The organism is Erwinia endophytica (assembly GCF_009295515.1).
In the GTDB taxonomy this organism is placed as follows: Bacteria; Pseudomonadota; Gammaproteobacteria; order Enterobacterales; family Enterobacteriaceae; genus Erwinia; species Erwinia endophytica.
Genome location: NZ_RQVV01000053.1, coordinates 12,990 through 35,052 on the forward strand (window position 1 = coordinate 12,990; position 22,063 = coordinate 35,052).

General features: G+C 50.6%; 21 protein-coding genes and 1 tRNA gene. 10 read left to right on the plus strand and 12 right to left on the minus strand.

Annotation, left to right across the window (positions count from 1 at the left end):
• The 5 genes from EH228_RS14775 to EH228_RS14795 all read left to right on the plus strand — a co-directional run bounded on the left by EH228_RS14775 (position 1) and on the right by EH228_RS14795 (position 5,580).
• Complete coding sequence (locus EH228_RS14775; protein WP_152322390.1) at positions 1–903, plus strand: baseplate assembly protein; 903 nt, start codon at positions 1–3, stop codon at positions 901–903.
• Position 904: 1 nt separating this feature from the next.
• Entirely contained in the window at positions 905–1,453 is a 549-nt protein-coding gene (locus tag EH228_RS14780; protein WP_152322391.1) for a phage tail protein I, read from the plus strand.
• A gap of 3 nt (positions 1,454–1,456) precedes the next feature.
• On the plus strand, positions 1,457–2,530 hold the full coding sequence (locus tag EH228_RS14785) for a phage tail protein (protein ID WP_152322392.1): 1,074 nt from the start codon (positions 1,457–1,459) through the stop codon (positions 2,528–2,530).
• A gap of 15 nt (positions 2,531–2,545) precedes the next feature.
• The gene (locus tag EH228_RS14790; RefSeq protein WP_152322393.1) at positions 2,546–3,094 is read left to right on the plus strand and encodes a tail fiber assembly protein; all 549 of its coding nucleotides are present in this window, start codon (positions 2,546–2,548) and stop codon (positions 3,092–3,094) included.
• A gap of 275 nt (positions 3,095–3,369) precedes the next feature.
• Positions 3,370–5,580 carry a prophage tail fiber N-terminal domain-containing protein gene (locus tag EH228_RS14795; protein ID WP_152322394.1) on the plus strand — a complete coding sequence of 737 codons (2,211 nt, stop codon included), beginning with the start codon at positions 3,370–3,372 and terminating at the stop codon, positions 5,578–5,580.
• A gap of 36 nt (positions 5,581–5,616) precedes the next feature.
• Here EH228_RS14795 and EH228_RS14800 read toward each other — a convergent pair whose 3' ends face one another.
• The 6 genes from EH228_RS14800 to EH228_RS14825 form a co-directional block, all read right to left on the minus strand.
• Entirely contained in the window at positions 5,617–6,096 is a 480-nt protein-coding gene (locus EH228_RS14800; RefSeq protein WP_152322395.1) for an Hcp family type VI secretion system effector, read from the minus strand.
• Between the two features lie 11 nt (positions 6,097–6,107).
• Positions 6,108–6,296, minus strand: a complete 189-nt coding sequence (locus EH228_RS20750) for a hypothetical protein (RefSeq protein WP_152322396.1) — start codon at positions 6,294–6,296, stop codon at positions 6,108–6,110.
• Positions 6,297–6,299: 3 nt separating this feature from the next.
• On the minus strand, positions 6,300–7,016 hold the full coding sequence (locus tag EH228_RS14810) for a hypothetical protein (protein WP_152322397.1): 717 nt from the start codon (positions 7,014–7,016) through the stop codon (positions 6,300–6,302).
• 577 nt (positions 7,017–7,593) lie between these two features.
• A tRNA-Pro gene (locus EH228_RS14815) sits at positions 7,594–7,670 on the minus strand.
• A gap of 84 nt (positions 7,671–7,754) precedes the next feature.
• Positions 7,755–9,506, minus strand: a complete 1,752-nt coding sequence (gene yejM / locus EH228_RS14820) for an LPS biosynthesis-modulating metalloenzyme YejM (RefSeq protein ID WP_152322398.1) — start codon at positions 9,504–9,506, stop codon at positions 7,755–7,757.
• Positions 9,507–9,527: 21 nt separating this feature from the next.
• Positions 9,528–9,755, minus strand: coding sequence for a YejL family protein (locus EH228_RS14825; protein ID WP_152322399.1), 228 nt, complete (start codon positions 9,753–9,755; stop codon positions 9,528–9,530).
• A gap of 162 nt (positions 9,756–9,917) precedes the next feature.
• On the opposite strand from EH228_RS14825, the gene yejK reads away from it, so the two are divergent.
• Positions 9,918–10,925: a nucleoid-associated protein YejK gene (yejK, locus tag EH228_RS14830; protein ID WP_152322400.1), complete on the plus strand. Its 1,008-nt coding sequence runs from the start codon at positions 9,918–9,920 to the stop codon at positions 10,923–10,925.
• A 53-nt stretch (positions 10,926–10,978) separates the two neighbouring features.
• Here the strand turns inward: yejK and EH228_RS14835 are convergent, their stop codons facing one another.
• Positions 10,979–11,437 (minus strand): type II toxin-antitoxin system RatA family toxin, encoded by a 459-nt coding sequence (locus tag EH228_RS14835; protein ID WP_152322401.1) that lies wholly within the window; start codon positions 11,435–11,437, stop codon positions 10,979–10,981.
• Between the two features lie 255 nt (positions 11,438–11,692).
• Here EH228_RS14835 and EH228_RS14840 point away from each other — a divergent pair, with 255 nt between their 5' ends.
• Positions 11,693–12,928 (plus strand): MFS transporter, encoded by a 1,236-nt coding sequence (locus tag EH228_RS14840; protein WP_240116304.1) that lies wholly within the window; start codon positions 11,693–11,695, stop codon positions 12,926–12,928.
• 118 nt (positions 12,929–13,046) lie between these two features.
• Here EH228_RS14840 and rplY read toward each other — a convergent pair whose 3' ends face one another.
• The gene (gene rplY, locus EH228_RS14845) at positions 13,047–13,331 is read right to left on the minus strand and encodes a 50S ribosomal protein L25 (RefSeq protein WP_152322402.1); all 285 of its coding nucleotides are present in this window, start codon (positions 13,329–13,331) and stop codon (positions 13,047–13,049) included.
• A 127-nt stretch (positions 13,332–13,458) separates the two neighbouring features.
• Positions 13,459–15,225 carry a DNA repair helicase RadD gene (radD, locus tag EH228_RS14850; RefSeq protein WP_152322403.1) on the minus strand — a complete coding sequence of 589 codons (1,767 nt, stop codon included), beginning with the start codon at positions 15,223–15,225 and terminating at the stop codon, positions 13,459–13,461.
• Between the two features lie 362 nt (positions 15,226–15,587).
• Between radD and rsuA the strand changes: the two genes are divergently transcribed.
• The 3 genes from rsuA to EH228_RS14865 all read left to right on the plus strand — a co-directional run bounded on the left by rsuA (position 15,588) and on the right by EH228_RS14865 (position 18,331).
• Positions 15,588–16,289: a 16S rRNA pseudouridine(516) synthase RsuA gene (gene rsuA / locus EH228_RS14855; RefSeq protein WP_152322404.1), complete on the plus strand. Its 702-nt coding sequence runs from the start codon at positions 15,588–15,590 to the stop codon at positions 16,287–16,289.
• Positions 16,290–16,500: 211 nt separating this feature from the next.
• Complete coding sequence (locus tag EH228_RS14860) at positions 16,501–17,700, plus strand: Bcr/CflA family multidrug efflux MFS transporter (RefSeq protein WP_152322405.1); 1,200 nt, start codon at positions 16,501–16,503, stop codon at positions 17,698–17,700.
• 289 nt (positions 17,701–17,989) lie between these two features.
• Complete coding sequence (locus EH228_RS14865; RefSeq protein WP_152322406.1) at positions 17,990–18,331, plus strand: YejG family protein; 342 nt, start codon at positions 17,990–17,992, stop codon at positions 18,329–18,331.
• 22 nt (positions 18,332–18,353) lie between these two features.
• Here the strand turns inward: EH228_RS14865 and yejF are convergent, their stop codons facing one another.
• Genes yejF through EH228_RS14880 form a run of 3 tightly spaced genes read right to left on the minus strand, consistent with a single transcriptional unit; the run spans position 18,354 to position 22,053 of the window.
• Positions 18,354–19,937 (minus strand): microcin C ABC transporter ATP-binding protein YejF, encoded by a 1,584-nt coding sequence (gene yejF / locus EH228_RS14870; protein WP_152322407.1) that lies wholly within the window; start codon positions 19,935–19,937, stop codon positions 18,354–18,356.
• Complete coding sequence (locus EH228_RS14875) at positions 19,937–20,962, minus strand: microcin C ABC transporter permease (RefSeq protein ID WP_152322408.1); 1,026 nt, start codon at positions 20,960–20,962, stop codon at positions 19,937–19,939. The genes yejF and EH228_RS14875 overlap by 1 nt, the downstream gene beginning before the upstream one ends.
• On the minus strand, positions 20,962–22,053 hold the full coding sequence (locus EH228_RS14880; protein ID WP_152322409.1) for a microcin C ABC transporter permease YejB: 1,092 nt from the start codon (positions 22,051–22,053) through the stop codon (positions 20,962–20,964). Before EH228_RS14880 ends, EH228_RS14875 begins: the two co-directional genes overlap by 1 nt.
• Positions 22,054–22,063: the final 10 nt, after the last annotated feature.

A 22,063-nucleotide genomic window follows, 5' to 3' on the forward strand; every position in this document is an offset into this window, starting at 1 on the left:
ATGTCATCAAGTTACGATGTAATTAATCTTTCTAATCTTGCTGTACCTGATGCCATTTACTCCCCGTCCTCTGCAACTATTTTCAGCGACTGGCTGACGCGACTGCGTGAACTTGATGCTGATTTTGATGCGCTGGTGGAGTCGGATCCGGCATATAAACAGGGTGAGGCCAGCGCATATCAGCTAACCCTCGCATTTCAGCGTATTAATGATGCTGTGCGGGCGGTACTGCTGGCGAGCGCCACTGGTAATGATCTGGATCAGGTGGGCGCGGCGTTCAACGTTGAGCGGCTCGTTATCACGCCAGCTGATGAGGATGCCGTCCCGCCCGTTGAGGCGGTGCTTGAGGATGATGATGCGCTCAGGGAGCGGATCCAGCTGTCCTGGGCACAACTCAATACTGCCGGCGCCCGTAATTCATATCGCTATCATGCAAAATCAGCTGATTCAGATATCCTCGATGCTGAGGCATACGGTCCTGATACACACGGTAAACCGGGTTATGTTGATGTTTATGTGTTATCGCGCACTGGCGATGGCCAGGCGACGGACAGTCTGGTAAAAACCGTTGCTGACGCGCTGAGCGCTGACGAAACGCGCCCATTAACAGACTATGTAACAGTCCAGACGGCTACGCTGGTGCAATATGCGGTTACGGCAACTCTGGAAATCCCGGATGGGCCGGATGCGGATACCGTTTTGCAAAGCGCAATTGATGCGTGTACATCCTACACAGAACTGGCCCATCGCATTAATACCGTGGTGCCGCTGTCAGCAATTTATGCCGCGCTGCAGCAGACCGGGGTGACACGCGTGCGCCTGACGAGTCCGACAGCGGATATTGAGGCCATTACCGGTGGGGCGCCGTGGTGTACGGCAATCAACATAACGAGGTCTGAATAATATGGCCACATTCAGATCAATTCTGCCGCCAAATACCCTGTTGAGCGAACGGGCGCTGGAGCAGGCGACCGCAGAGCCAGTCATTGCGCTAGAAACTGACGCCGCGCGCCAGGCAAAAAACGCAGCCACCTGTCCGGCGCAGTTGCTGCCCTGGCTGGCGTGGGAATATGCGGTTGATTACTGGGATCCGGGATGGACAGACGCACAAAAGCGCCAGGTTATTAAAGATTCGCCGTATGTTCATCAACACCGCGGTACCGCGGGGGCGGTGAGGCGGGCGCTTAGTTCAGTGGGTTATCCGACGACCGTGATCGAGTGGTGGCAGGAAACCCCAAAGGGCGATCCGTACACGTTCCGGATTGAGGTCTACAGCGACGAGGCGGTTAGTGATGAGCTGTACAGCAGGATCAGGCGTCAGGTGGATGGCGCTAAAAATTTACGCAGCTGGCTGACGGTGATCGATGTAATGGCCGAGGTTGGCGGATCGGGCGCAATGTATATCGGCGGCGCGGTCACGATGAATATCGATATTGACATACCGGCGGGATAAAAAATGGCTGAACAATATTATGTAGTTTTAACCGATGCAGGCAAAGCGGCTGAGGCCGCAGCAGTGGCCGCAGGTGTGGCGCTGGAGCTAACCCATTTCGCAGTAGGGGATGGCGGCGGGGTTGAGCAGGTTCCCGATGCGACCCGAACCGCGCTGGTTAATGAAACATACCGCGGGGAAATAACATCGCTCAAAGTTTCGCCGGAGCAGGAAAACCAGATAATGGCGCAACTGGTCCTGCCGTCCGCCGTTGGTGGTTTCGTGGTCCGCGAAATTGGGTTATTAACATCCGATGGTGTGTTATTTGCTATCTCCAACTGTGCCGCAATCGAAAAACCCAGCAGCGGCGTGGCTGTTAATCTGACGTTTCGGTTGCTGGTTTCTGACACTGAGAACATCACGCTGAAAGTGGCCACCGGTGACGGAATTTTTTTGCGGCAGGATGCTAATTTATCTGACGTGAATGATGCGAATGCCGCCAGGGCTAACCTGAACGCCTACCCCATTACAGGGGGAGAAATAAAGGGTGAAGTCTGGTCGAATGTCGTAAATAATTTTAGAATTATTGCAAATAACAAAAGTTTTTTTTGGCGTTTTGACGGCGAGAATTATTATCTATTACTCACAGCAGACGGAGACCCCAACGGGGGCTGGAATGAAAAACGTCCACTGTATGTGCAATGGTCAACTGGTAAAGTTTTTACTGATGAAGATTTTACTACGGTCGGAAGACTGCTTACAGGCAGCGGCGCCAGTTGGTTAGCGGCGGACGGAAATGTCTATGGCTCCGTATGGGGCGGTTATCTTAATGAGTGGATAGCTGCGAAAGCTAATGATGCATATAACAACGCGTATAACAATGCTTACAACAGTGCAATAAACTGGGCGTATGCTAATTGTGTGCAGGATATCCGGTTAGGCAGTTCATCAGAATTTCAGGAACGTAGTAATACTGAGCGTCTAACCGGTGGAGTTATGAGCTCATGGGCTGATTATGGCTCATCTAATTACTGGATCCGCCTGCGACCACTACAAAAAGCGGTTGGCGGTACATGGTATACAGTATCCTATGTATAAAAGGTATTTAAATAAATGATTAATGCATATGGACCTTTTTCTATTCGTAATGATTTAAATGAAGAAGAAACGGCATTACAGAGCAGTCATAATGTCATGTTTATAGCTGATAGCGATGGGAACGACTGGTACGAATTACAGAAAATATTTCAGGCAGAAACGTTAAAAATCGTTTTTGATGAAAATAACCTGATTAATTCTGCCAGCTATGACGCGTCTACGTTATTCCCGCTTTCATTTTATGTTGCTGAAATGTCTACTGTGCCGGATGATTTCACGTTACCACCGCCCGGCGGGCAGTGGGTTTTTGATAGCGAATCAGAGGCCATTAGTCAGCGTGTCTATACTGAAGCGGAGTTGATTGAACAGGCCGAGCAGGAAAGAACAACAAGAATTGCCGCGGCAACAGTCGTCATTGATCCGCTACGCGATGCTGTCGAGTTGGGGCGCGCAACAGAAGAACAGCGGGCGCGCCTGCTGGCGTGGCAAAATTACCGTATTGATCTTATCGAGCTTGATTTATCGGTGCCGTCTGCTGTGGTCTGGCCGGATCTGCCGGAGTAGAGCTCTCCCCGGCGGGAGTGAAATGTTTTCCTCTTGTCGATTCAACGAGATGAAAATAACAGGATGTACATAGTTCTTTATCCGGCGAACTCAGGCGTTCAGCCAGTCCCAGCCTCTTTCCGCAATCGTCACAGTGTTTAATTTTAAAAAACAACATATTTCCCTCCGGTTTCGTCGGAAAATACGTGTAACAGCGCGGTAAAGATAACTTTAAAAAGCGATCAATATTTGAATATTGATCGTTTAAAGTGATTAATCACCCCGGAATTATATAAATGTCTGAAACTATTGAAATAAGCGGTGTCCTTAACGATCCCGGCGGGCGGGCTGTGTCGGGCGCGCGCATTGTTATCACTGCCCATCGTAATTCCGCCGGCGTTCTGAATCAGTCAGTAACAACGGCGACAACTGCCGCAGATGGAAGATACGCACTGCAGCTGCTACCCGGCGGCTACACAGTAACGGTCGTGTGGCCGGGAAATGTTCGCCCTGAAGTGCTGGGACGGATCACAGTGGAGGAGGATGGCCCTGCAGCATCACTGAATGATTACCTGATTAATGCAGATGATTTTTACAGTGATAAAGTGGTGTTTAACTCAGTAAAATCCCTTGCTGATGATTCGATGGTTGCCGCAGCACTGGCAAAAACATCCGGCCAGGCCAGCGAGGCGGCGGCGACAGCCGCTGCAGAAGAGAAAACCCAGGCGGTTGTTGCGGCTGAGACCGCAAGCCAGGAGGCATCAACCGCAGAAACTGCCGCAATATTAGCCGCCGCCGCAAGGGATGAGGCGCTGGCGGCGGCCCGAGCTCAGTCATTCGACGAACTCCGCACAACAGCGCCAGTTGCTGATGGCCAACGCTGGCGGCTCAGGGGCTGGCATGACGGAACGGATTACGGTGGCGGGGATTTTACCGGTTTTCTCGTTGCTGCGACTGACGATGGCGGAACGATTGCAGCGGGTGAAGGATGGCACTGGCAGCGTGTGACTGATGATGATAACAATCTCAATGTTTCGCATTTTGGCGCGACAGAGGGTGGGGATGTTGACTGTTCTGCAGCAGTGATTGCAATGTTCAATTATTCGCAGAAAAATAACCCGGCGCTGGGAATTCGTTTTCCCGCTGGAAAATTTCGCGTTGATAATGTTGATATTTCATCAAAATATTACAGCCGATTCAGATTAACCGGTGCTCAGGTGAATTTTGGGTATTTCCCATCTACAACAATCGTATCAAATAAAACAACTGGCGTAATGTTCAGTGTCAATGCCCGATATACGGAAATATCTAATTTAATTATTGACGGGGAATATGATGTTACTGCCAACACAAAGGAGTTTTACAGTAATTCCTGTACGGCGGGGACTTATTTTCGCGGAACTAATTTAAGATTTCTGAATTTAGGTGGCCGTGCAATTTCACTGATTGACACGCTTGATACCAAATTAGATCAGTTTTATGCGTCAATGTGTCACGCAAGTGTGCTTTATACTAACTGGTCAAATACTGTTTACGGAAACTGGGATCACGTCACAGCGATAGAACTGACTAATTTTAATATGCAGTCGTGTACGACAGAGCCTGTTTTTGATATTCAACGTGCAACTCAGTCATTTATTTACAACGGCTGGATTGAAAAAAGCGAATACCCTGGAGATTTGTCATGCGGTCAGATGATGATAGAAGGATTATCTGTCGAAGCCTGCACGAATCCGTTAAATCTGACCTACTGCCGCGCCATTATTTCACAACTCAATTTACAAAGTGGCTCTACCGTTACGCACAATGATGTGGATAAAACAGACTGGCTGTCGCGTTTTGAGCGTGGCTATTTGCGACTTGAAAACTACGGGGCGCAGTTTCACGGCTCACTCACTTATGACGTGCTGCATTCTCATAACCGGATCAGTAATGGATCAGCCAATACGAAGTGGGTTTATGTTGGCAAAGTCCACGCTGGCACAACGGGTGACACATCTGAATTAATCATTACAGGAACGACGCACTGGGATACTGTCACCGAAAGCCACGTTGTGAACGATACACGACATGGCGGCGGAAAATGTATTATCAGGATGCAGAATAAAGACGACGCAGAAAGGGTACTGGTTAGCTGGTCAGGTGAGGGAGCGTGTCCTGTTGCTGACGTGAAATTTAAAGCCGACTATGCGTCAGATATCAATATTTATGTGCAATTGCGAAATTACGTACAGTCAGCAAATGTACAACTCGAAACGACGGGAAAATCGCGATTTGAAACAGGACAGTGTGCCTATTTTGATTTCAAAGGAGAATCACTTACTGATGATGAAATTGCAGCGCTTGACGGACTCAGAGACGCACTGCCAAAATTTTCACTGTCGGCGGGCTGGGCGGGGCTGGGGTTCGATGGTGGCATGCTGATGATCCGGACAACGTTCACAGATGGAAAGATCCCCATTTACGTTAATGGTGAGCTTAAGTACATCACTATTAGCGATAGCTGACGGTTAAAAAACCCGGCGCTCTGGCCGGGTATATTGTTATGCACACGCGCGCTCGTTCCAACTATCCTTATATATTATATTCCCGTCTGTATATTTCCATGTAATGGCTTCATAACGTAACTCAATATCTTCAAGGTGCGTACTGGTCATGCCGCTTTGATGTAAGTTTGGGGTAATTGCAGTAATTTTTACGTTTTCCATATCAATATTAAAATACTCTACTTCTTTACCAGCTTCATTGATCCGATACATTTTCAATGTAGCTTGCATTAATTTCCTTCCTTCACAAAGTGCTCTAAAAAGTAAAGGCGTCGTTTTGTCGAATTCTTTTAATACTTTTATCGGGGTATGAAGCCTTGTCCCGGTTAGTTTTCCTGTGTTGCTGTCCGTAGGTATCCAGATATGATGATTAACAGAACGCAACTCAATAGAGCCTAGTCTGTCTGGCATTAGACAGGAGCCTGTAATTGGTGATCCATTTTCATCCTTTAACCATAAATGTGCTGGGTTAGACATATCAATATCCTTTATAATTTACGCCATATGAAAACATGAAATAAAATAATTAAAACAATAAATATCCCTATTAAATTTATTGCAATGTCTGGAAAGTAAGAGACGGCAAATACACCAAAAACAATAATAGATAATACAACTCCGCCGCCCCATAAGAATATTATTAATTCTTCCTTAAGCCACTTTGTAAAAAAATTCATAAATCACCTAACTAACCTAGTAATTAAATCAACTAATTCATCATCCGAAATAAGCATGGGGTTTAAATAAGGGTTTTTTGAAATGACAGGCTCAATTAAAAAATACATCATTTCAAGATTTTTTTCATATAATGCATTGTAATAAAAAACATTATATTTCTTTAATGCATCAGCGCTATTAGCAGCATCCTGCACCAAACCATATAGACCTAAAGAAAATGCAGCAGCAGTAACCCCCGCCTTAATAGCTATTCCTTTAGTTCTACTTATACGCTCATTCACAATGGCGCTAAAACTATAGCTTTGGCAAATAGCAGTGGCTATAGCAATAACTAACAGCCTGTTAGTAAAGGTTGATGAAGATATATGAACACCAGCGTTCACAAGTTTTCTGATAATGTTTTGAATGCGTCCTTCTTTTTTGTTTTTAAAGTTTATTTCTATATATATTTTAATCATTTCGAAAATAATATTTCGATCTTTTACTAATTGGGCTATACCGAGAAGGAATCTTGCATCTTCATGTTTTAGTTTTGTGCATACGTCCTGATAATTATCTGTAAAACAAGACAGATAATAAGATGCTCTTGTGGCTCCATCCCCCATCTGTTTAATATTTGAAATAACACTATCTTTTACGCCTTTGAGCGCATCCTCAAGCTTTAAAGCCAGTATACGATCAGCCTGGATAGAGGTAATAATTGAATCACTATAATACATAACCCATCCCTAGAATTAGTCCATTAATCCAGTTTGCCCCTGACTCGCTGCCAGTGTCAATGCACCAGCTCTAAAAATCAGCCAATATGGAATTTATATAAATTAATTCAATGAGTTATGCGTATTGATCTGTATAAACGATCAATTGTAACTCATTGATCGATAGTGCCGATTGGATTACCGCGAATGTTGTGGTTATTTTAATCACGCATAAGGAGCGACCGCATGAAATGGACGAGTAAAAACACCTGGTTGGTGATTTTTTCCGGCTCCCTCGCAATCTGGATCACCATCTCCACTTTGATATTTATGTAATTAATTCGTTACAATACAACACCAGGACCCGGCCATAGCGCCGGGTTTTTTTTCGTCTATCCATACCCCTCCACCAGCATTTATTCCCTACCATCACCTCACTAAAACCCCGGACACAATGACCGTTAATCAGCGGTGTACAACACGTAACTTATTGATAGTTTGCGCGGGGGTTTCTCCCTGGTTTCTCCCTAGTTTCTCCCCCTACGAATTTCAGCAATAAAAAAAGCAGCCGTAAGAGGCTGCTTTTTAAAGGTTTTTTTGGTCGGCACGAGAGGATTTGAACCTCCGACCCCGGACACCCCATGACCGTGCGCTACCAGGCTGCGCTACGTGCCGATACGTGGGAGCTAATACTACGCAAATTCGCGACGATTGCAAGCATCTAACGTGTTGACTGCTATGAAATTAAGCAATGTCTACTCAGTTAGCAATAAAGCGTTTTTCCTCGGTCAACACCTGCAACAACAGCGCCAGCTGTGGTTTATGATCCTTCATACGGCGACCTTTACTGTCCCAGGCGGTATAGTTACCGTTATTGTCCAGCGCCAGCGTTAACCCAGGGGTGATGATAACCAATTGTCGATCGTTACTGCTGGCGACCCAGTCATGACGCCGTTGAGCGGCGAAAAGGTCCTCACCCTGAGAATAGTCGGAGGCCGGAGTACTGACGTGCAGCAAACGTTGCATCAGTGTGGTCATCACATCCTGATGGTTGGTCAGCTTATTAACTTGCTGAGCAGGCGTGCCCGGCCAGTGGATAATCAGCGGTACATGCAGATTGGCACGATTGCCCATGCTGGTATTACCGTCCAGTGCGACGCCGTGTTGTGCGGTGATCACTACCACCGTTTTATCCAACAGTTCTTTTTCCTGTAGGGTCGTCAGCACGGTCTGGATCTGTTGATCCGCATCTGCGGCATTACGCGGGTAATGGCGGGCAATCGCTTTCGGCGAACTATCCGCTTCATCAATTCCCGCCAGTGAAAGATAAGAGAACCATGGCGATCCGCTGTCCTTCTGTCCTTCCAGCCAGTGTTGCCACTGGGCGGTGGTCTGCGCATTAGACTGGCTGTGTGAGGCCGGGAGCGAGAAGTCGGCAAGCAGTGCCTGACGGTACAGCGGTGAAGCGAAACCGTCTGAAGCGAACAAGCCGAATTGATAGCCTTGCTTATTCAGTGCATCAACCAGCGCAGAGGGAATGCGGGCTGAAAGCACACCATCCATGTAGTTTGGCGATATACCATAAAACAACCCAAACAAACCGCTGTCAGCCTGACTGCCTGCGCTGAAGTGCTGATTAAAGCTGACATTCTTACTGGCGAACTGTGCCAGGTTTGGTAAAAACTTCGGCAGTGTCGCGTCGTTCAGCCCATCTACGGTTATCACCAGCAGATTGTTACGTGTTCCGCGATCACGAAAAGTGATGGCGTTGAGCGGATAAGCTACCGACACGGCTTCCGGATTTCCCTGCTGCACCAGTCTGCGTTGATATTCTTGTGCATCCAGCAGACCATGCTTTTCAAGGAAGCGGCGTGCAGTCATAGGGTAGGAGAGAGGCAGGTTAGAACGCTGCATAGTGATTGGGCGATAGAAGTTCGCATCGGCCCAAATATACATTACGTGACTGGTACAGAATGCCACGATAAACAACACCGCCAGCGGTTTACCAAAACTGCGCCGATTCAGGCTGCGCAGTTTTTGCCAACTCCAGGTCGCAAACAGCATTTCGACCAGGAAAATGGTTGGCACACAGATAAACATTAACTGCCAGTCACGTGCCATTTCACTTTGATCGGGATTAACCACCAGATCCCAGACCACGGGATTAAGGTGCAGGTGAAAGCGATTAAACACCGTGCTGTCGACGATGATCAGTGTCAGACCGATAGTGGCAATAATGGCTGAAAGGAAACGCAGCAGCCGTTGCGACATCACCACAAAGGTTAATGGAAAAATGATCAACAGGTAGGCGGAGAAGACAAGGAAACTGAAATGGCCAATCCAACTGCTAAAGGCATAAATCCGCCCAGCCAGCGATGCCGGCCAGTCGGCGACGAACAGGTAACGGCTACCCAGAATGAAAGCAAAGATAATGTTAAACAGGGCGAACCAGTGCCCCCAGCTAATCATCTGGGAGACTTTTTCACGGTAGCGCTGCCGATTTGTTACCATAACAGAGTCAGAATCATCACATTAATGGGCTTTATCTTCATGTACCGAGCTTTGGAGCGCTTCGGCAAATGAACGTGCCAGCGAACGGCGCAGAGTCGGCGCCACGCTGCTATTGATTAAGTTAGTTACCATATTTCCCAGAACCATCAGGGAAAGATCGGTCGGGGTCTGATCTTTTTCAAGAATGCTGACCATGTCGGCGAGGAGTTTCTCCACGCGCTCGTCACTGTAACGGGATGATTGTGGCATAACGTCGAATTTGTTGAGTATTAAAGGGCGGTATCTTACCGTAATCCCGTGATTTTTTCTGCACTTTTATCTCCGGGCATTGGTTAATGTTGTTGCCTGTTGATCGCGGTGACGCTCGGTGATTGAATACGCGACTGGGTTAAATCTTAAGGAGAGTCTACCATGAGTCTGGATATCGACCAGATTGCCCTTCATCAGATGATCAAGCGTGATGAACAGACGCTGGAACTGGTGCTGCGTGAGTCTTTATTGCCGGTCAACGGGCCGGTCACGGCGATGATGGAAGAGTTACACCGCGTTTACAGTGCAAAGAACAAGGCTTACGGTCTGTTTAATGAAGGGAGCGAGCTGGCCGATGCGCTGCGTAACTGCCGGAAAGGTGAGGATGATTTTCTGGCATTCAGCCGCGCCGCCACCGGACGTCTGCGTGATGAATTGGCCAAATACACTTTTGCCGACGGCGGTATCGTGCTGTTTGGTCACTACCGCTACCTGGCGGTGGAGTATCTGCTGATTGCTGTTCTCAACAGTCAGAACAGTATGCGTGTCAATGAAGAGCTGGATATCAGCAGTACGCACTATCTTGATATTAATCATGCTGATATTGTGGCCCGTATCGATCTAACCGAATGGGAAACCAATCCGGCTTCAACCCGCTATTTAACCTTCCTGCGTGGTCGTGTCGGGCGCAAAGTGGCAGACTTCTTTATGGATTTCCTCGGTGCCAGTGGCGGGCTGGATACCAAAGCACAGAATAAAGGATTGTTGCAGGCGGTCGATGACTATTGCTCTGAGGCCAGTCTCGATAAACACGAGCGACAAAATTATCGCCAGCAGGTTTATAGCTATTGTAACGAACAGTTGCAGGCGGGTGAAGAGATTGAACTGCAGGGATTGTCTGAAGAACTGGCCCCGATTGGTGAGAAAACCTTCCAGGCTTTTACTCAAGAGCAGGATTACGCGTTGGAAGAACGTTTTCCGGCCGATCGCAGTACGCTACGTCAATTGACAAAATTCGCCGGCAGTGGGGGAGGATTGACCATCAATTTTGACGCGATGCTGTTGGGGGAGCGGATTTTCTGGGATCCAGTCACCGATACGCTCACTATTAAAGGGACGCCGCCAAACTTGCGTGATCAATTGCAGCGTCGTAGCAGTAGCGGTAAATAACAGCCAGAAAAAGAACCTGTTGTTGCTTCCTGAACAGGGAAGCCGCGCAAGAATCAGTGCTGAGCATAAAGGTGTTCAGCTCGCTGAATAAACAGTTCGGGCAGCATCCGTACCAGCAACGCGAAAAATGGTGAGAGAGCTAACTTCAGCAATGGGTTTGAAAAGCGGTAACGGACCGTAATGGTAACCCAACACTGTGGGGGAAGGTCTGGTGCCGTAGTTGCGTGGGTAAATTGCCAGTGCCCTTCGAAAGCCGCCAGAAATGATCCCGACAACTGCTGTAAATACAGTGAGCTGTCGGGATGGAAGGTGGCGCGAGTAGTGAGATTAAGCTGGGGAAACAGCGGGTGGCGAACGCCGATGCGCACCATCTTACTGTCGGGTTGGCAGGCAAGGATCTCAACTTCCTGACACCAGGGCAGAAACTCCGGATAAGCGGCGACATTGGCGACCAGATTATACATCTGGCTCTGGCTGAAATTAACCAGCATGGTTTTTTCGAAGGAGGTCATATTGTGCCTTATCAAATCCCGTTGGACACTTCAGCGTGCCTGCCGACAGCCCGGCTAAAAATGGTGCTGTTTTTCACAGCATTGCTGAAATAAAGATCTGCTACAGGATAAACCAAAAAATACCTTAAACAGGCACATGCCATCTGACTTTTCGGTAAGGAGACGCGAAATGGCAATCCGGGCGTTACAACAATGCACAGGCCGCATGGCGTTAAACAATAAAAATAACCGTCAGTGCCGCGAGGAGAAAAGAGTGTGAATGCCACCGTCGGTCATGCCAGACATGTCGGGTATTTCGCGCCATTCAGGAACCTGTTTTTAGCCCGTATTCTCACCGTATCCGGCAATGCAATCGCGCCGATCGCCCTGGCCTTTGCTGTGCTGGATATTGGCGGTTCGGCAGCCGATTTGGGCATGGTTGTGGCCTCCCGCTCTGTGTTTAATGTCGCCTTTTTATTATTGGGCGGCGTGTTGGCTGATCGCTATTCGCGCAATAAAGTGCTGCTCTGTTCCTCTCTGATAGCCGCACTGTCTCAGGGGATGGTAGCCTGGTGGGTATTGGATGGTTCGGCCACGATCATTGGGCTGATGATCCTCGGTACGATTAATGGTGCCGCCGCCGGGATTGCCTTACCCGCTTCTTCGGCTCTTGTTCCACAAACTGTACCGGCACAACATCTCAGGCAGGCCAACGCTTTTATCCAACTGGGTGTTTATGCCGGAACGGTGGCAGGGGCTTCATTGGGAGGAATACTGGTTGGCGCGCTCGGGCCGGGGTGGGGACTGGTTGTTGATGCGCTGGGGTTTGCTGTCTCTGCGCCTTTTTATTTCTGTCTGCGGATTGATGCCGCAGAAACTGCAACGCCACGTATCCATATCCTTCAGGAACTGCGGGACGGCTGGAAAGAGTTTATTGCACGCGCCTGGGTCTGGTCAGTAGTTGTTCAGTTTACCGTGGTGAACGCGGCTTTCAGCGGCGTGGTAATGGTCCTCGGGCCAGTGGTGGCGGATGCCTCAATTGGACGAACCGGTTGGGGGATGAGTGTCGCGGCGCAGAGCATGGGGCTGATAGCCGGATCCTTTATCGCGTTACGCTGGCGACCACGGCGCGATATGTTGATTGGCGTCATCCTTGTCGCACTTTGCGCCCTGCCTGCTTTATTGCTGGGGATGGATTTTTCCACGCCGATGCTGATGGGGGCTTTTTTTCTTGCGGGAGTGGGGTTCGGGCAATTTGGCGTCGTCTGGGCGCATTATCTGCAAACGCATATTCCTGCTGATAAACTCGCGCGCGTTTACGCCTGGGATGCGATGGGATCGTTTGTGGCTATCCCTTTCGGTGAACTGGCAGCCGGTCCTCTGGCGATACATTTCGGTAGCCAGCCAGTGTTGCTGGCCTGTGCCGTTGCTGTTTTAACCGCGACGGGCGTAACAAGCCTGGTTCCGGCTATCCGACAGCTTAGCGACACGGCGCAGATGAAATCGCTGTGACAGCCGTGCATCGCTCGCTATTCACCCATTAAAAGAAAACCCCACTTAATAGTGGGGTTCTCAACAGTCTACAGCGCGATGTTCAGCGATGTTTCTTGCACCAGATCCAGACGGGCAATTAAGCGCGAACGAAATCGATGTGGTTCAGTTTTGGCTTGAACGGGTGACGCTGAACAGCCTGTACTTTTACTTTGGTTTCTTTGCCGTCGACAACCAGAGTCAACACTTCGGTATAAAACCCTGGTTTAGTCTGCAAGTTCATCACTGAGTCATGATCCAGTTCGATGGCAACAGCTGCATCTTTACCGCCATAAATGATGGCGGGGAATTTGTTAGCTGTACGCAGGCGGCGGCTCGCACCCTTACCCTGCTCTTTACGTTCTACTGCATTGATAGTGAACATTGTTCAGTCTCTTCAAGTTATCATCCTGCTACAGGCGACCCAGCAACAGGTTAGCGTTTCAGCTCCTGCGGGCGCAGAAGCGGCGCGTATTATAGCCCAATGTCAGGCAACCAGGCAACGTAATAAATTACTCTCCAGGGTGGTGAAGTTGATTTGCCCGGCGGTAACGTCCCTGATAATCGAACACTTTTTCGCGGATCTGCCAGTAATGGCGTTGTTTTCGCGCCACGATAAAGTCGGGATGACGCAATAAAGGTTGTAGCGCGACGATGTCAGCAGCACATTTCCAGCCCAGTGCTATTCCAGGGGCGCGTTGGTGTGGGCGCAAAAAAACCAGCTCAAAAGCGGTACGTTGCGCAGGAGTACTCAGACGGAAACGTTCGCTGACTTCCGTGGCGTCTTCGTCATAATAACGTGCTTTCAGCCACTCACCTTTTTCATCTGTCCCGTGTTCCAGCACCATCGCCGCACAGCGCAGCACCAGGGCGTTTTTCAGTTTCAGCGCGGCCTTCAGCATATCGTCTGGATCAACCAACACCCCATTACATTGGTGACACTGGCGGGCCGCAATATCATTTTCGGCATGACAATGTGGGCAGTTTTTGCTACGGAAGCGAAAATCACACTGTTCACGTTCGCCGTCGTCATCCTCCAGTATGCCTTGACACCGGCGACCAAAATGTTCAATGACTGTGCCGTCTTCAGCCGTTTTCCCCCAAAATGTGTTGGCGAATCCGCATGAAGGGCAGAAGACCTGCACCGGTTTATTGTCGCTTTTTCCCTTTGGCGAACCGACTTCCGGGGTGAAAATATCATGTGGGTTACCGGCATAGTCGAGGATCAGGCAGTGAGTTTTACCGGGATAAAGCCGGAGTCCACGGCCGACAATTTGCTGGTAAAGGCTGACGGATTCAGTCGGGCGCAGGATGGCGATCAAATCGACGTGTGGCGCATCAAAGCCGGTCGTCAGTACCGCCACATTGACCATATAACGCAGTTGACGGGCTTTGAAGGCGGTAATCAGGGTATCGCGCTCAGTCGCCGGGGTTTCCGCACTGATTAAGGCTTTGCTGTTCGGCAGCAACCCGAGAATTTCTTTCGCATGCGCAACGGTTGCGGCGAAAATCATTACACCCAGGCGATCCTGTGCAAACTCAACGATTTGCTGGATGATGTGTGGCGTGATGCGCTGTTGCTGTTTTAGCTCACGGTTAAGGTCTGCCTCACTGAACAAACCGTTTTGTTGTACGCCCAAACGGCTAAAATCATACTGAACCACGGGCATATCCAGTCTTTCGGGGGGCACCAGGAAGCCGTGTTTGATCATATAGCGTAGCGGCAGCTCATAAATACAGTCGCGGAACAGTGTACTCGCATCGCCCCGAACCATGCCGTGGTAGTGAAACTGATAAATCCAGCCTTTGCCCAGACGATAGGGGGTGGCTGTCAGTCCCAGCAGCCGTAACTGAGGATTCCGCAGACGCAAGTAGCTGAGGATTTGCTGATACTGGCTGTCGTCGGCATCGCTGATACGATGACACTCATCCACAATCAATAAGGTGAATTCGCTGTCGAATTGCGACAGATTACGAGCCACCGATTGTACGCTGCCAAACACCACTTTGCTGTGGCTCTCTTTGCGCTGTAACCCGGCGGCAAAGATATCCGCCTCCAGTCCGTAAGCCTGATATTTGCTGTGGTTTTGCGCTACCAGTTCTTTAACGTGGGCCAGTACCAGCACCCGTCCACGCGCCAGCCTTGCCAGTTCGGCGATGACCAGGCTTTTGCCCGCACCGGTAGGGAGAACAATGACTGCAGGCTGCCGGGAACGACGAAAGTAGCGGAGTGTGGCATCAACCGCTTCCTGCTGATAGGGACGCAGAGTAAACGACATGAGTTTCAGGAAATGTGGGCGTAAAAGCGCATTATGCCACGAAAGTCTGCTTCGCGCGCGTTAGCCCCTGTGCCTGAACGGTAACTCCCGATATACTGCAAGGGCTATCTCCCATGCTGCACGTTGCCGGTGTGTTGGTTGCGAGGTTCCCAGACGGTAACGTCAATCAGCCTTTGGCGACGGGTTCGCGGGGCGGCGATTTAGCCTGATCCCATAGGGCCGGTGTCTGCAAGGATCGACACCGTATTGGCGTTTTGCCCCGTAGTAGGCAGTATGACGGATCTATCGATTTATTTTCTTCAAACGTTCCGTTGTTGGGGACGTCAATTTCTTTCTTCTTGTAAACAGGCAGTGCGGATTTAATGCGACTTGATAAATTTTTGTCTCAGCAACTGGAAGTCAGCCGGGCGATTGCCACTCGTGAGCTGCGAGCACGTAAAGTCACGGTTGATGGGGAAGTAGTGCGGGACGGCTCGTTTAAGCTGAACCCGGAAAACGTAGTGGAATACGACGGTAACGCGTTGCAACTGCAACTGGGGCCGCGTTACTTCATGCTGAATAAGCCACAAGGCTATGTCTGTTCTACCGACGATCCGGATCATCCAACCGTGTTGTACTTTCTTGAAGAGCCCGCCGCCTATAAATTGCATGCGGCGGGGCGGCTGGATATTGATACCACCGGGCTGGTGCTGATGACTGACGATGGTCAGTGGTCGCATCGTATGACTTCTCCACGTCACCACTGTGAAAAAACCTATCTGGTCACCCTGGCGTCGCCGGTAGCGGACGATACTGCGGAGCAGTTTGCCGTGGGCGTACAACTACATAATGAAAAAGATCTCACCAGGCCAGCCAGCCTGGAGCAGATCAGCGAATGTCAGGTGCGCTTAACCATCAGCGAAGGGCGCTATCATCAGGTCAAACGTATGTTTGCCGCAGTCGGTAACCACGTGCTGGCGCTACATCGTGAACGTATTGGCGACATCATGCTGGATGATGATTTGGCACCGGGTGAATACCGTGCGCTGACGGAAGACGAGATCGCCAGCGTATACCTCAAATAATCCGCGTGGCGGAGCAAGAACGCCTGATGTTTTTGCACCGCATTGCTCTGCCCTCAACCAGGTGAGGGCATCAGGCAAAATCACGCAGCCAGCGAGCTAATAAATTTCCCGGGACTGACTCAGTTACTGGCTGGGGTACGCTCATGCAGTTAACTCGCCCGCAGTTTGAAGCATGACAAATATAATAATGAACAGAGGAGCAGTAATGAGGGTGCATAAGGAAAAAAATTCGTCGGCAGGGCTGGTGGTGATCCTGGGTCTGCTGGCCATGCTCATGCCGCTGTCGATTGACATGTATTTGCCTGCTCTTCCGCAAATTGCCCACGAATTTGGTGTTTCGGCTGGTAGCGTGCAGATGACGCTGAATATCTACATCCTGGGGTTTGCGCTGGGCCAACTGGTTTATGGTCCACTGGCTGACAGTTTCGGCCGCAAACCGGTGATTGCGTTGGGAACGATGATTTTCGCGGTGGCTGCTGCCGCTTGTGCGATGGCGCAAACCATCGACCAGTTGATCTTTATGCGCTTGTTACACGGGTTGTCGGCAGCGGCGGGCAGTGTGGTAATCAGCGCTTTGATGCGCGACAGTTACTCGCAAGAAGAGTTTTCTCGCATGATGTCATTCGTGATGCTGGTGACCACTGTCGCACCGCTGATGGCGCCGATTGTTGGCGGCTGGTTGCTGTTGCTGTGGAGCTGGCACGCAATATTCTGGACCATTTCAATCGCAGCGGTGGTCACGACAGCTCTGGTAGTGACGCAGATCAGGGAGACGCTGCCGGTGGATAAACGGCAGAAGTTTCATCTGCGCACGACCCTGAGGAACTTTCTGTCATTGTTCCGCCATAAGCGCGTGTTCAGCTATATGCTGGCGAGCGGTTTCTCTTTTGCCGGTCTGTTCTCATTTCTCAATGCCGGGCCGTTTGTTTATATCGAACTGAACCACATTTCGCCGCAGGATTTTGGGTATTATTTTGCCCTTAACGTGGTGTTTTTGTTCCTGATGACGCTGATTAACAGTCGCTCAGTACGTCGTTTCGGTCCGCTGGCGATGTTCCGTTTTGGCTTGTTGGTACAGTTTACTATGGCGATATGGATGGTCGTGGTCAGTCTGTTTAATCTCGGATTTTTGCCGTTAGTGTTTGGGGTGGCGATGTTTATTGGTTGTGTGTCGATGGTCTCGTCGAACGCGATGGCGGTGATCCTTGAAGAATTCCCTCACATGGCCGGTACGGCCTCATCATTGGCGGGAACGCTGCGTTTTGGTGTAGGCGCACTGGTTGGCGCGTTGCTTTCCACCTTATCGTTTAATAGCGCCTGGCCGATGGTTGGCTCAATCTTTGTCTGTGCGACGTTTTCCATACTGCTGTTTATCTACGCCACTCGTCCACGTCAGAGCTCGGCACTTTAAACCTTCCGGGAGCAGGACCGTTCTTTAATGAGTGATCCTGCTCTTTTCCCTTCCCGGACATTACTGTTGCCACTATGTGAAAATAACTTGATGGAAAATTACCATTTAGCAACAATAATGGTTGTTATCATCTCGCTAACGCGGTAAATATAATGTTAAATTGAGAGTTACCTCTCAAAAATAGTAGCACAATGGCTGAAAATAGTACGCCAGGCGGTTGAATAATTGCTCTGAAGCCAGTCGCGTCTGTTGTCAGGGCAGGCTTTCGATACTGAACTGGGGAATACAGGTGAATTCATTACAACATTCAGTGGTACATCGTTTACCGCAAAACTATCGTTGGGGCGGGGAGAGCTCCAGGGTGAGTGTGGAGCCGTTGTTACTCAGTAACGTCGCGGCGGATGATGATCTGGTGGGACTCAGCCTGCTCAGCCATCACGGTCAGCAGGCGTGGGAGGTGATGCAGATGATCAAAGACGCGTTGACGGAAATTCAACTCGATAGCTCGGTACTGGAATGGGGAGGGGAGCCTTGCCTGTTTGTTGCCCGTCACGATGAGAGCGCCACCATTTGTCGGCTGAAAAACTTTGGCGTCGGCATCGCCGAGCCGTTCAACGACGCTTCTGCCTGATCGTTACCGGGCAGCGGCGCTGTTATCGCAGTGCCAGCAATTGCCGGGTGTAGGCCTGTTTCGGGGTGGTAAATATCTCCTCGCAATCTCCCTGTTCCACCACTTCTCCCTGGCGCAGTACGACCACCTGATGGCACAACGCGCGCACCACTTGCAGGTCATGGCTGATAAAAATGTAGGCTAAGCGGTGATCCTGCTGAAGTTTTTTCAGCAAGGTGAGGATCTGTTTTTGCACCGAGCGATCCAGAGCCGAGGTCGGTTCATCAAGGATGATTAACTGTGGTTGCAGGATAACCGCCCGGGCAATTGCCACACGCTGGCGCTGACCGCCAGAAAACTCAGCAGGGTAGCGGTTGCGGGTTGCGGGATCGAGCCCCACTTCGCGCATCGCCGCGATCACTTTCTCTTCCCGCTGTTGTGGCGTCAGTTCTGGGTGATGGACCTGAAGCCCTTCCGCAATAATTTGTAGCACGGTCAGCCGGGGATTCATTGCGGAATTTGGGTCCTGAAAGACGACCTGTAGCTGGCGGCGAACCGGTAACATTTGGCGGCGCTCCCACTGGTGCAGCGGCTGCCCGGCGAACCAGATTTCGCCCTGTGATTCGAGCAGGCGCAGTAAGGCCAGTCCGGTGGTACTTTTGCCCGAACCGGATTCACCCACCAGGCCCAGACTCTCCCCCGGACGCAGCGTAAAGCTCAGCGATTTCAACGCATGGTGATAACCGGTTATCCTCCGCATCAGGCCTTTTTTGATTGGGAAGGAGACCGTTAATTGTTCGACTCGCAGTAAAAGCGGCGCCTCGTTATCCACTGGATTAGGGTGGCCTTCAGGCTCCGAATCCAACAACATTCGCGTGTAGGGATGCTGAGGGGTGTTGAACAGTTGCTGAGTCGCATTGCGCTCCACGCCCTGGCCGTTACGCATCACGATGACATTATCCGCTAACTGGCGGACGATATTAAGATTGTGCGTGATAAACAGCAGGCCCATATTCATCTCCTGCTTCAGTTCTTTCAGCAGCAGTAGAATTTGTGCCTGTACGGTGACATCCAGCGCGGTGGTGGGTTCGTCGGCGATCAGCAGTTCCGGCTGGGTCAGCAGCGCCATGGCTATCATGATGCGCTGGCGCTCGCCACCGGAGAGTTGGTGGGGGAAGTCATTCAGGCGCTTGTCAGCCTGGCGGATCCCCACACGATCCAGACAACTGAGTATCTCTGCGCGTGCCGCTTCTTTACGCATTCCACGATGCAGGGAAAGTACCTCATATAACTGCTTTTCGATGGAATGCAGTGGGTTAAGCGATACCATCGGCTCCTGGAAAATCATTGCCATGCGGTTACCCCGCAATCCGCGCAGGGTTCGTTCATCAGCCTTCAGCACATCCTGACCGGCGAACAGGATCTCACCCTGCGGATAAATGACCGGTGGGGTGGGTAGCAGACGCATCATCGACAACGCGGTGACGCTTTTTCCTGATCCTGATTCTCCTACCAGCGCCAGGGTTTCACCTGCATCCACCGACAGTGAGAGATTATCCACCACCTGGCTCTCCACGTCCGCCTGGCGGAAAGCAATGCTTAAATTTTTAACCGTCAGCAGCGACATCAGTACACCTTACTGGGATCGAAGGCGTCACGTACCGCCTCACCGATAAAAATCAACAGCGACAATAAGATCGCCAACGAGAGGAATGCGGTGATCCCCAGCCACGGTGCCTGCAGGTTATTTTTGCCTTGCAACAGCAGTTCACCAAGGGAAGGGGAACCGATCGGTAAACCAAAACCGAGGAAATCCAGGGACGTCAGCGTGGTTATCGAGCCGCAAAGAATAAACGGCAGGTAAGTCAGCGTTGCCACCATCGCATTGGGTAACATATGTCGTGACATGATTTTACCATCGCTGACGCCCAGTGCCTGCGCGGCGCGGATATAGTCAAAGTTACGGGCACGCAAGAACTCAGCCCTGACCACACCCACCAATTGCATCCAGCCGAACAGCACGGTGATCACCAGTAGCCACCAGAATCCAGGCTGGATAACACTCGACAGCAGGATTATCAGAAACAGTGTCGGCATCCCGGACCAGACTTCGATAAAGCGCTGTCCCCATAAATCAATCCGACCACCGTAATAACCCTGGCAGGCGCCGACAATCACCCCAATCACGCTGGAGATCAGGGTCAGCATCAAACCGAATAGCAGCGAAATACGGGTGCCGTACAGTAATCTTGCCAGCACATCGCCGCCATTGGCATCCGTTCCCAGCCAGTTTTGGGCTGAAGGCGGCGAAGGGAAGGGGACACTGGAGGCGAAGTTGATGGTACCGTCCCCAAAGCGGATCGGCGCCCAGATTGCCCAGCCATGCTGTTCTATACGCGATTTCAGCCAGGGATCCTGATAATCAGCCGCGGTTGCCAGCGGACCGTCGAAGTCTGATTCACTATAATTAACCAGCAGTGGGAAGAAGGTGCGGCCCTGGTAATGCACCAGTAACGGTTTGTCATTCGCCAGCAGTTCTGAGCCGAGGCACAGAATAAACAACACAGCAAAAATCCACAGCGACCAGTAGCCACGGCGGTTGTGGCGGAATCGTGCCCAGCGGGCCTGATTGGTAGGGCTTAAACGGCTCATCAGCGTGCCTCAAAATCAATACGCGGATCGACCAGCGTGTAGGTAATATCGCTGAGGATATTCAGCAGCAGGCCAATCAGGGTGAAGATATACAGGGTGCCGAACATCACCGGATAATCGCGCTGGATAGTGGCGTCGTAGCCCAACAGGCCAAGGCCGTTCAGTGAGAACATCACTTCAATCAACAGCGAGCCGGTAAAGAACATACTGATAAAGGTGGCGGGAAAGCCGGCAATCACCAGCAGCATCGCGTTGCGGAATACATGACGATAGAGGATTTTATGCTCGTCCAGTCCCTTGGCGCGGGCGGTCACCACGTATTGTTTGCGGATCTCATCCATAAAGGCGTTTTTAGTCAGCATGGTCAGTGTGGCAAAGCCCCCAATTACTGTCGCGGTAACGGGCAGGGTGATATGCCACAGGTAGTCGATAATTTTGCTGTACCAGGGCAGCGTGTCGAACTGGGCTGAGACCAGCCCCCGCAGCGGGAACCAGTCCAGATAGCTGCCGCCGGCAAACAGGACGATCAGCAGCGTCGCGAACAGGAATGCCGGAATGGCGTAGCCGACAATAATGATCGTGCTGCTCCAGATGTCAAAAGCACTGCCATTGCGTATCGCTTTTTTGATCCCCAGCGGGATCGACACCAGATAGATAATCAGCGTACTCCACAGGCCAAGCGATATTGAAACGGGCAAGCTCGCTTTGATCAACTGGATAACTGAGCTACTGCGGAACAGACTGTTGCCAAAATCAAAACGCAGGTAGTTCCATAGCATGGTGAAATAGCGTTGGTACAGCGGTTTATCGAAGCCGTAGCGTTTGGTTATTTCGGCCACCACCTCGGGATCCAGCCCACGAGAGCCACGATACTGGCTGTCACCTGGTGAGCTATTCAATGGGTTGCGACCCAGTGTCTGCCCCGCCCCTCCACTGCCCGGCATACCGGTCGTCTGGCCGAACTCAATGTTTGCCAGCGCCTGGTCGACCGGGCCGCCGGGGGCTATTTGCACAATAAAAAAATTGATGGTGATAATGGCCCACAGGGTAGGGATTATCAGTAACAGTCTGCGTAGCAGGTAAGCGCCCAAACCAGACTCC

Coding starts and splice junctions, on each gene's coding strand:
- EH228_RS14775 (WP_152322390.1), top strand. CDS start 1: ATGTCATCAAGTTACGATGTAATTAATCTTTCTAATCTTGCTGTACCT.
- EH228_RS14780 (WP_152322391.1), top strand. CDS start 905: ATGGCCACATTCAGATCAATTCTGCCGCCAAATACCCTGTTGAGCGAA.
- EH228_RS14785 (WP_152322392.1), top strand. CDS start 1,457: ATGGCTGAACAATATTATGTAGTTTTAACCGATGCAGGCAAAGCGGCT.
- EH228_RS14790 (WP_152322393.1), top strand. CDS start 2,546: ATGATTAATGCATATGGACCTTTTTCTATTCGTAATGATTTAAATGAA.
- EH228_RS14795 (WP_152322394.1), top strand. CDS start 3,370: ATGTCTGAAACTATTGAAATAAGCGGTGTCCTTAACGATCCCGGCGGG.
- EH228_RS14800 (WP_152322395.1), bottom strand. CDS start 6,096: ATGTCTAACCCAGCACATTTATGGTTAAAGGATGAAAATGGATCACCA.
- EH228_RS20750 (WP_152322396.1), bottom strand. CDS start 6,296: ATGAATTTTTTTACAAAGTGGCTTAAGGAAGAATTAATAATATTCTTA.
- EH228_RS14810 (WP_152322397.1), bottom strand. CDS start 7,016: ATGTATTATAGTGATTCAATTATTACCTCTATCCAGGCTGATCGTATA.
- yejM (WP_152322398.1), bottom strand. CDS start 9,506: ATGGTAACAAATCGGCAGCGCTACCGTGAAAAAGTCTCCCAGATGATT.
- EH228_RS14825 (WP_152322399.1), bottom strand. CDS start 9,755: ATGCCACAATCATCCCGTTACAGTGACGAGCGCGTGGAGAAACTCCTC.
- yejK (WP_152322400.1), top strand. CDS start 9,918: ATGAGTCTGGATATCGACCAGATTGCCCTTCATCAGATGATCAAGCGT.
- EH228_RS14835 (WP_152322401.1), bottom strand. CDS start 11,437: ATGACCTCCTTCGAAAAAACCATGCTGGTTAATTTCAGCCAGAGCCAG.
- rplY (WP_152322402.1), bottom strand. CDS start 13,331: ATGTTCACTATCAATGCAGTAGAACGTAAAGAGCAGGGTAAGGGTGCG.
- radD (WP_152322403.1), bottom strand. CDS start 15,225: ATGTCGTTTACTCTGCGTCCCTATCAGCAGGAAGCGGTTGATGCCACA.
- rsuA (WP_152322404.1), top strand. CDS start 15,588: ATGCGACTTGATAAATTTTTGTCTCAGCAACTGGAAGTCAGCCGGGCG.
- yejF (WP_152322407.1), bottom strand. CDS start 19,937: ATGTCGCTGCTGACGGTTAAAAATTTAAGCATTGCTTTCCGCCAGGCG.
- EH228_RS14875 (WP_152322408.1), bottom strand. CDS start 20,962: ATGAGCCGTTTAAGCCCTACCAATCAGGCCCGCTGGGCACGATTCCGC.